Origin of the sequence: Kitasatospora sp. NPDC059462 (genome assembly GCF_042749955.1) — a bacterium.
GTDB lineage: Bacteria > Actinomycetota > Actinomycetes > Streptomycetales > Streptomycetaceae > Kitasatospora.
Genome location: NZ_JBHYUU010000274.1, coordinates 1 through 8,078 on the forward strand (window position 1 = coordinate 1; position 8,078 = coordinate 8,078).

General features: G+C 73.8%; 8 protein-coding genes. 2 read left to right on the plus strand and 6 right to left on the minus strand.

The window, feature by feature from the left end:
• Window positions 1–54: 54 nt before the first annotated feature.
• From ACFXAM_RS36320 to ACFXAM_RS36330, 3 genes are all read right to left on the minus strand, one after another.
• Window positions 55–210, minus strand: coding sequence for a DUF6131 family protein (locus ACFXAM_RS36320; protein WP_380297911.1), 156 nt, complete (start codon window positions 208–210; stop codon window positions 55–57).
• A 148-nt stretch (window positions 211–358) separates the two neighbouring features.
• On the minus strand, window positions 359–658 hold the full coding sequence (locus tag ACFXAM_RS36325) for a WhiB family transcriptional regulator (RefSeq protein WP_380297912.1): 300 nt from the start codon (window positions 656–658) through the stop codon (window positions 359–361).
• A gap of 160 nt (window positions 659–818) precedes the next feature.
• Window positions 819–1,217 carry an SsgA family sporulation/cell division regulator gene (locus ACFXAM_RS36330; protein ID WP_380297914.1) on the minus strand — a complete coding sequence of 133 codons (399 nt, stop codon included), beginning with the start codon at window positions 1,215–1,217 and terminating at the stop codon, window positions 819–821.
• A 200-nt stretch (window positions 1,218–1,417) separates the two neighbouring features.
• Here ACFXAM_RS36330 and ACFXAM_RS36335 point away from each other — a divergent pair, with 200 nt between their 5' ends.
• Complete coding sequence (locus ACFXAM_RS36335; protein WP_380297916.1) at window positions 1,418–2,200, plus strand: hypothetical protein; 783 nt, start codon at window positions 1,418–1,420, stop codon at window positions 2,198–2,200.
• 41 nt (window positions 2,201–2,241) lie between these two features.
• On the opposite strand, the gene ACFXAM_RS36340 is transcribed toward ACFXAM_RS36335, so the two are convergent.
• From ACFXAM_RS36340 to ACFXAM_RS36350, 3 genes are all read right to left on the minus strand, one after another.
• Window positions 2,242–2,724 (minus strand): ATP-binding protein, encoded by a 483-nt coding sequence (locus tag ACFXAM_RS36340; protein WP_380297918.1) that lies wholly within the window; start codon window positions 2,722–2,724, stop codon window positions 2,242–2,244.
• A gap of 146 nt (window positions 2,725–2,870) precedes the next feature.
• Window positions 2,871–3,266 (minus strand): STAS domain-containing protein, encoded by a 396-nt coding sequence (locus ACFXAM_RS36345; RefSeq protein ID WP_380297919.1) that lies wholly within the window; start codon window positions 3,264–3,266, stop codon window positions 2,871–2,873.
• A gap of 125 nt (window positions 3,267–3,391) precedes the next feature.
• Entirely contained in the window at window positions 3,392–4,267 is an 876-nt protein-coding gene (locus ACFXAM_RS36350) for a SigB/SigF/SigG family RNA polymerase sigma factor (protein ID WP_380297921.1), read from the minus strand.
• Between the two features lie 259 nt (window positions 4,268–4,526).
• On the opposite strand from ACFXAM_RS36350, the gene ACFXAM_RS36355 reads away from it, so the two are divergent.
• On the plus strand, window positions 4,527–7,988 hold the full coding sequence (locus tag ACFXAM_RS36355) for a HAMP domain-containing protein (RefSeq protein ID WP_380297923.1): 3,462 nt from the start codon (window positions 4,527–4,529) through the stop codon (window positions 7,986–7,988).
• Window positions 7,989–8,078 lie beyond the last annotated feature (90 nt).

The window sequence follows — 8,078 nt, forward strand, 5'->3', positions numbered from 1 at the left end:
TCCGCGGACCGGGAGTGGTCCGCGAACCCGCCGGGTCCGTGCCGCGGCCGGCGGTCAGTAGTAGTGGCGTCGTCCGCCGACGGCGTGGCCGAGGGCACCGGCGACCCACAGCACGAGGCCGATCAGGACGAGGACGATGCCGATGGTCCACAGCACCGAGATGCCGGTGACGAAGCCGATGATGAGCAGTATGACGCCGAGGACGATCACGGATACCTCCCGGTGGATGCGGACGGGCGGGGCCTCGGAGGGCCGGTGACCTGCCGCTCTCCGGCCGGGCCCCGGCGCTGCGTGTACCACCCTTCCCGGCGGGCAAACCCGGTCGGCGCGCGCGGTCCGGCAGCGTCCCGGGGCCGCGCTACGCGCGCCGGCCGCCCGGCGCCGAGGCATCGGTGAACAGCGCACGCCGGTCCTCCTCCGTCAGCCCGCCCCACACTCCGTACGGCTCCCGGGTGGCGAGCGCGTACCGGCGGCACGGCACCCGCACCGGGCAGCGCGCGCAGACCGACTTGGCGTGCTGCTCGCGTTCCTTCGCGGCGGCGCCGCGCTCGTTGACCGGGTGGAAGAAGATGCTGCTGTCGACGGTGCGGCAGGCTCCCTCCAGCTGCCAGTTCCAGTGCTGCTCAACGGCTCCGGGAAGGCGGGAGATGTCGGTCACGGCGGCCCTTTCCTGGCGCGGGACGGTGGTCGGTGTCGCCCGCCGTCTAACCCCGATCCCGGGGTTCATGCCGGGCGGCGGCGGGTTTCCGACCGGAGCGGCGGGGCAGCCGCCGGGAACGGCGGGCGCTGACCCGGCGGCTCTCCGCCCGGGGGGCGCCTCAGGCGGAGAGCAGGTCGCTGATGCAGCGGTCCCAGTCGATGCGGCCGGACTCCGAGCCGACCGGCACCGCCCGGCCGGTCGCCCGCAGGAAGCGGGCCAGCGGGCGCGTGGGGGCGTTCAGCAGCGCCACCCCGGACAGGCCGCCCAGGGCAATGAACACGTGCTCGCCGGTGCCGCTGGGCTCGATGTGGACGTCGCCCTCGCCCACCGGGCCGCGCAGCCCGGCCGCGAGCAGGTCGCGGGCCACCACCCAGACGGCCCCCTCCTCGGCGCCGAAGTCCAGATGGACGGCGAACGGATCGGCGCTCTCGTAGCGGCACTCGACGTCCAGGTCCCGCCCCTGCGCCTCACCGGTGATCAGACGCATCCTCAGCTGTGCCGCCACCTTCTCCGACATCGGCCTCGCCCTCCCTCGAACCGTCCCGGAACGTTGTGGGCACCGTCTGCCCCGGCGGGCCCCGGTCATGCCACGGAATCGGCACGTGTGCCACCCCGCGGGCACGCGAACCCCGGCGGCCCGGGCGGAGCCGGCCGGTAACGGAGGGTACGCCCCGGTACCGCACGATTCGCCCGCCGCGCAGCGGGCAAGGAAGGCGTATGGAAGACACGCGCAACCGTGAGGTGGACGCCGCGGTCGACCGGGCCGACGCGCGGCGGGTGACGGACGAGCTGCGGGCGGCGGTGGCGGAGCCCCGCACCGCCGCGCTGGTACTGACCCGGCGGGTGCGCGCCGCGCACCGGGGCCGGGCGTGGGCGGTGCTGGGGCATCCCTCGTGGGACGCCTACGCCATGGCCGAACTCGGTGTCCCACGGCCCACGGCCTACCGCCTGCTCGACCTCGCGGCCACCGCCGCGGTGATCGAGGAGACCGTGGCCCGTGAGGCCGGGCCCTCGCTCGCCCACGCCTGGGACACCTGGGCGGTGCTGGACGTGGGGGCGGTGGTGGACCTGCGCGGCCGGCTGGCCGAACTGGCCGACCTGCTCGCCGAGCGCCTGGGCCGGCTGCGCGCGGAGGCCGGCGGGGAGCCCCGGGAGCCCGCCCGGGTGGCCGCCGCCGTCGCCGACGCCGTCGCCGAGCTCCGGGAGAGCCCGGACGTCCCGCCCGCCGACCTGCGCAGCGTCCCCGGGCCCGACGGCATCGAGGTGGAGGCCTGGCGCACCGTGGTCGCCGAGGGGCTGGGCGCCCAGAAGCGGCTGCGGGGCGGCTACCGGGAGCTGGGCCTGCTGGCCCTGCGCGTGGCGCCGGGCTACGTCTCGGACCACGACGCCGAGACGGTGCTGCACCTGCTCGGCGAGGAGATCGGCAGCACCTGTGACGAACTGCTGGCCTGCCGCCGCTACGCCCTGACCGGCGACGCCCGCGCGGTCGAGGGGCTGTAGCCGGAGGAGCGAGGGGCGGCGGGCCGGCGCCCCGGGCGCGGTCAGTCGCCGCGCCGCAGCCGCGCGGCGTCGACCTCGGCCCAGATCGTCTTGCCCTGGCTGTGCGGCTCCGCGCCCCAACGGTCGGCCGTGCGCTCCACGATGAACAGGCCGTGCCCGCCGGGCATCGACGGGTCGTGCGGCCGTCGCGGGGTGGGCATGACCGGGCTGCGGTCGCTGACCTCGACCCGCAGCCGGGCGCCGGTGATCTCCAGGACCATCTCCAGCGGGCCGTCACCGTGCAGCATCGCGTTGGCGACCAACTCCGCCGCCAGCAGCACCACGTCCTCGGCGGCCTCGTCGCGGGGCCCGGGCACGGCGGCGGGCGGGAACCAGTCCGCGAGCGCCCGGACGGTGAAGGTCCTGGCGTGGGCGACCGGCTTGGGGAGTCCGGCCAGCGTCAGCCGCCTGCGTTGGCCGCCCGGCGGCGTCACGGGTCGGGCCTGCTGGGGTTCTCCGTCCAGGGTTCCCCGGCTCAGCGTCATTGGAGGGCACCCTTTCGGATCGACGGCGTTTCCGCATGGTCGGTTTCCCGGCGGTTCCGGAATTATGCCTGCCACCGGATCCGGACGGCGCCCCGTGGGCGCCCGTCCGGATCCGGCGTGCCGGCCGAGTCGGCCCGGGCCCCGGCTCATCCCGCCAGGGCCGCGTCGACCGACTCGTGAATGGCGAAGACCGTTCGCGCCCCGGTCAGGTCGAGGACCCGCATCACCGTGGCCGGAACGGCGGCGAGCCGCAGCTCCAGTCCCTCCCGCTCCGCCGCGAGGCGGGTGCGCAGCAGGACGTTCAACCCCGAGGAGTCGCAGAAGCCCACGCCGTGCAGGTCGACCACCACGGCCGCGGGCCGCTGGGCGACCAGGTCCGCGAGGGCCTCGGCGGCCGGCGCCAGCGTCTCGACGTCGAGGTCCCCGGCCAGTGTGCAGACCATCGCCCCGTCGGGCCCGGAGCGGGTTTCCACCACCAGCTCGGGACGGGGTTGGGAGGCCGCCAGCACAGTCTCTCCCCGGTCGTTGTCGGATGGCATCATCGTCGTTCCCCTCCATGTCCGTGCCTTCCGACCTTACGGAGGTCACGCCCGTCGGCCAAGTGAGGGGTGGTCGTACGGGGCCCTCGCGCCCCGGTGAGCCGCACCGCGCGCACCGCGTGGCACGCTCAGGCGGCCTCCAGGCCCTGGCGCAGATGTCGAAGCGTCCGGCTGAGGAGCCGGGAGACGTGCATCTGCGACAGGCCGAGCCGGGCGCCGATCTGGGACTGCGTCATGTCCTCGCAGAAGCGCATGGACAGGATCAGCCGCTCCCGTTCGGGCAGCGTGGCGATCAGCGGCTTGAGCGCGACCAGGTCCTCGACCAGGGCGAGTTCGCGGTCGTCCTCGCCGAGGTGGTCGCCCAGCGGGCCGGGGCCCTCGCCCTCGTCGCCACCGCCGCCGTCCAGCGAGCCCGCGGTGTGGGCGTTGGCCGCGGTCAGGCCCTCGACCACCTCCTCGGGGGGAATCCCGAGGTGCTCGGCCAGCTCGGCCACGGTCGGCGCGCGGTCCAGCCGCTGCGCGAGGCGTTCCTGGGCCCTGGCCAGCGTGATGCGCAGTTCCTGGAGGCGGCGCGGGACGTGCACGGCCCAGGTGGTGTCCCGGAAGTGCCGCCGGATCTCGCCGAGGACGGTCGGCAGCGCGAACGTGGTGAACTCCACACCGAGCTCGGGGTCGAAGCGGTCGATCGCCTTGATCAGCCCGAGCGCGCCGACCTGGAGGAGGTCCTCCTTCGGTTCGCGGTGCGAGTCGAAGCGGCGGATCGCGAACCGTACCAGCGAGAGGTTCATCTCGACCAGCGTGGAGCGGACGTAGGAATACTCCCGGGTGCCCTCCTCCAGGGTCGCCAGACGGCGCAGCAGCACCTTGGTCAGTTCCCGGGCGTCCGCGGGCGCCACTTCCCGGGGGTCCTCCACCGCCGCCAGCTCGGGCGGCAGCAGGTCCCGTAGTCCGGTCGCGGTCGAAGCAGCGGCGGAGGCGAGCAGTTCACCGGTGGGGGCCACCATGGGAATCCTTCCGTCGTGTCGGTACGGCTCTGCCCCGCTACCCCGGACGCGGAAAAGGATGCAGTTGCCGTCTGTGAAGGTTTCATGGAGACGGCCGGCGGTGTCCGGAAGGGCGGGACCCTGGAAAGGTTGCCTCGGGCATCAACAGTTTTCAACCGCGGGTAAGGGCTGGGGTAGCCTCCGGGGCGGTACACACCACGCCCGGGGACCGGTCCGACGGCCCGTGCTCGCGGCGTCCAGGATCGGAGGCGAGCGTTCGATGGCCGGCCCCACGACCTTCCAAGGGCCCCCGCGGGGGCCCCAGCCCGAACCGGAGCGAGGGCCCGACAGCGCGCGCGTGGGCGAGCCCGAGCTGAGGCTGCTCCTCGCCGGACTGACCGCGGTGCGCGACGGCGACTTCGGCACCGAACTGCCGGACGACGCCGACGGCCTGCTGGGCGAGATCGCCACGGTGTTCAACGGCATGGTGGACCAGCTGTCCCGGTTCACCTCCGAGGTGACCCGGGTCGCCCGGGAGGTCGGCACCGAGGGCCGGCTCGGCGGCCAGGCCCAGGTGGACGGCGTCTCCGGCTCCTGGGCGGACCTCACCGACTCGGTCAACGCGATGGCGGGCAACCTCACCACCCAGGTCCGCGACATCGCCCAGGTGGCCACCGCGGTGGCCAAGGGCGACCTCTCGCAGACGATCACCGTCGACGCCCGGGGCGAGATCCTGGAGCTGAAGAACACCGTCAACACGATGGTCGACCAGCTGTCCGCGTTCGCCGGCGAGGTGACCCGGGTGGCCCGCGAGGTCGGCACCGAGGGCATCCTCGGCGGCCAGGCCGACGTGAAGGGCGTCTCCGGGACCTGGCGCGACCTCACCGACTCGGTGAACTTCATGGCCGGCAACCTCACCGGCCAGGTCCGGGCGATCGCCCAGGTGGCCACGGCGGTGGCCGGCGGCGACCTGTCGCAGAAGATCACCGTCAACGCGCGCGGCGAGATCCTGGAGCTGAAGGAGACCATCAACACGATGGTCGACCAGCTCAGCTCCTTCGCCGACGAGGTGACCCGGGTGGCCCGCGAGGTCGGCTCCGAGGGCCGGCTCGGCGGCCAGGCCCAGGTGGAGGGCGTCTCCGGGACGTGGAAGCGGCTGACCGAGAACGTCAACCGCCTGGCCGGCAACCTCACCCGGCAGGTCCGCGCGATCGCCGAGGTCACCAGCGCCGTCGCGGCCGGCGACCTCACCCGCTCGATCACCGTGGACGCCTCCGGCGAGGTCGCCGACCTCAAGGACAACGTCAACTTCATGGTCCAGTCGCTGCGCGAGACCACCCGCGCCAACGAGGAGCAGGACTGGCTGAAGACCAACCTCGCCCGCTTCTCGGCGCTGATGCAGGGCCGGCGCGACCTCGTGGTCGTCGCCGAGTCCGTGATGGACGAGCTCGCCCCGCTGGTCGCCGCGCAGTGCGGCGCCTTCTACCTCGCCGAGGAGGGCCCCGAGGGGACGGTGCTGCAGCTCGTCGGCTCCTACGCGTTCCCCGACGGCGAGCGCCCCACCCGCTTCCGGCTGGGCGAGTCGTTCGTCGGCCAGGCGGCGCGCAGCCGGCGGACGATCACCGTCGACTCGCTGCCGGCCGGCTACCTGGCCGCCTCCTCCGGGCTCGGCCGCACCGGCTCGCTGTCCCTGGTGGTGCTGCCGATCGTGGTCGAGGAGCAGGTCCTCGGCGTCATCGAACTGGCCTCCGTCCAGCCGTTCACCCAGGTCCACCGGGACTTCCTCGACCAGCTGATGGAGACCATCGGCGTCAACGTCAACACCATCATCGCCAACGCCAGGACCGACGAACTGCTCGGCGAGTCCCAGCGGCTGACCGCCGAACTCCAGGCCCGCTCCGAGGAGTTGCAGGCACGCCAGGAGGAGCTCCAGGCCTCCAACGCGGAGCTGGAGGAGAAGGCCGAGCTGCTCGCCGCGCAGAACCGCGACATCGAGGCCAAGAACCTGCAGATCGAGCAGGCCCGCCAGGAGCTGGAGGACCGCGCCCACCAGGTCTCGCTCGCCTCGACGTACAAGTCGGAGTTCCTGGCCAACATGAGCCACGAGCTGCGCACCCCGCTCAACAGCCTGCTCATCCTGGCCCAGCTGCTCGCCCAGAACCCCACCCGCAACCTGACCGCCAAACAGGTCGAGTACGCCGGCATCATCCACTCGGCCGGCTCCGACCTGCTCCAGCTGATCAACGACATCCTCGACCTGTCCAAGGTCGAGGCGGGCAAGATGGACGTCAACGTCGAGGCCGTGCCGCTGCGCGCGCTGCTCGACTACGTCGAGGCCACCTTCCGCCCGATGACCGGGCAGAAGAACCTCGCCTTCGCCGTCCAGACGGTCGACGGCGTGCCCGCCGAACTCGCCACCGACGACTACCGGTTGCGCCAGGTGCTGCGCAACCTGCTGTCCAACGCGGTCAAGTTCACCGAGCAGGGCCGGATCGAGCTGCGGATCGAACCGGCCGCCGCGGCCGAACTCCCGGACGGCATGCGGCGCGACGGCGGCGCGGTGCTCGCCTTCCGGGTGAGCGACACCGGCATCGGCATCGCACCGCAGCACCTGGAGACCGTGTTCGGCGCCTTCCAGCAGGCCGACGGCACCACCAGCCGCAAGTACGGCGGCACCGGTCTCGGCCTGTCGATCAGCCGCGAGATCGCCTACCTGCTCGGCGGCGCGATCACCGTCGAGAGCACCCTCGGCCGGGGCAGCACCTTCACCCTCTACCTCCCCGCCGCCCGGCCCGGGGCGGCGGCCGGCGCCGACGGCGGTGCGCGCAGGGCCCTGGCCGGCGCCCCGGAGCCGGCCGGGGACGAGGACCGCGGCGGCCGGCCGGCCGCCGACGGACCGCGCCGGCTGCTCGTGGTGGAGGGGCGCCCCAACGGCCTGCTGTCGCTGGTGGCGGAGAACGCCATGGCCGACCTGGCCCGCTACGCCGGTGCGCAGCGCCAGGTGGAGATCGTCACCGCGGTCGGCGCCCAGGAGGCCGCCACCGCGCTGGCCACCTCCGCGTGCCACTGCGTCGTCCTGGAGCTCGACCTGCCCGACGGCACCGCCCCGAGGCTCCTGGAGGAGATGGAGCGCGACCCGGCGCTGCACGCCGTCCCCGTGCTGGCGCACCACAACCGGGGCGTCGGCGCCCAGGACGAGCACACCGTGCGCCGGGACGCCGGCCGCCCGCTGGAGTTCCTGTCCAGCCTGGACGAGCTGCGCGAGCGCGTCGCGCTGCACATGAGCGCCGACCGGCCCGGGGCGGTGCTGCCGCTGGTGCGCGGCGCCGAGCGCGACACCTCCTGGAGCCCGCAGGCCGACCCGGTGCTGGCCGGCCGCACCGCGCTGGTGGTCGACGACGACGACCGCAACCTCTACGCGCTCACCAGCATCCTGGAACTGCACGGCCTGCGGGTGCTCCAGGCGGAGAACGGCCGGGCGGCGCTGGAGGCGCTGGCCGCCCACCCGGGGATCGACGTCATCCTGATGGACGTGATGATGCCCGAGATGGACGGGTACACGGCCACTGCGGCGATCCGCGCGATGCCCGAGCACGAGGGGCTGCCGATCATCGCCGTGACCGCGAAGGCCATGATCGGCGACCGGGAGAAGAGCCTGGCCTCGGGGGCCAGCGACTACATCACCAAGCCGGTCGAGCCGGCCGAGGTGATGGCCCGGATCAAGCACCACCTCTCCCGGTAGCCCCCGCCACCGGCCCCGAACCCGAGGAGTCACCACCGTGCAGCAGCCGCAGGACCTCCCGACCACGGGTCTTCCCGCGCCGTCCGAGGG

Bases quoted from the DNA above. Each gene is read 5' to 3' on its own strand.
- ACFXAM_RS36330 (WP_380297914.1), bottom strand. From the start codon at position 1,217: ATGTCGGAGAAGGTGGCGGCACAGCTGAGGATGCGTCTGATCACCGGT.
- ACFXAM_RS36335 (WP_380297916.1), top strand. From the start codon at position 1,418: ATGGAAGACACGCGCAACCGTGAGGTGGACGCCGCGGTCGACCGGGCC.
- ACFXAM_RS36340 (WP_380297918.1), bottom strand. From the start codon at position 2,724: ATGACGCTGAGCCGGGGAACCCTGGACGGAGAACCCCAGCAGGCCCGA.
- ACFXAM_RS36345 (WP_380297919.1), bottom strand. From the start codon at position 3,266: ATGATGCCATCCGACAACGACCGGGGAGAGACTGTGCTGGCGGCCTCC.
- ACFXAM_RS36350 (WP_380297921.1), bottom strand. From the start codon at position 4,267: ATGGTGGCCCCCACCGGTGAACTGCTCGCCTCCGCCGCTGCTTCGACC.
- ACFXAM_RS36355 (WP_380297923.1), top strand. From the start codon at position 4,527: ATGGCCGGCCCCACGACCTTCCAAGGGCCCCCGCGGGGGCCCCAGCCC.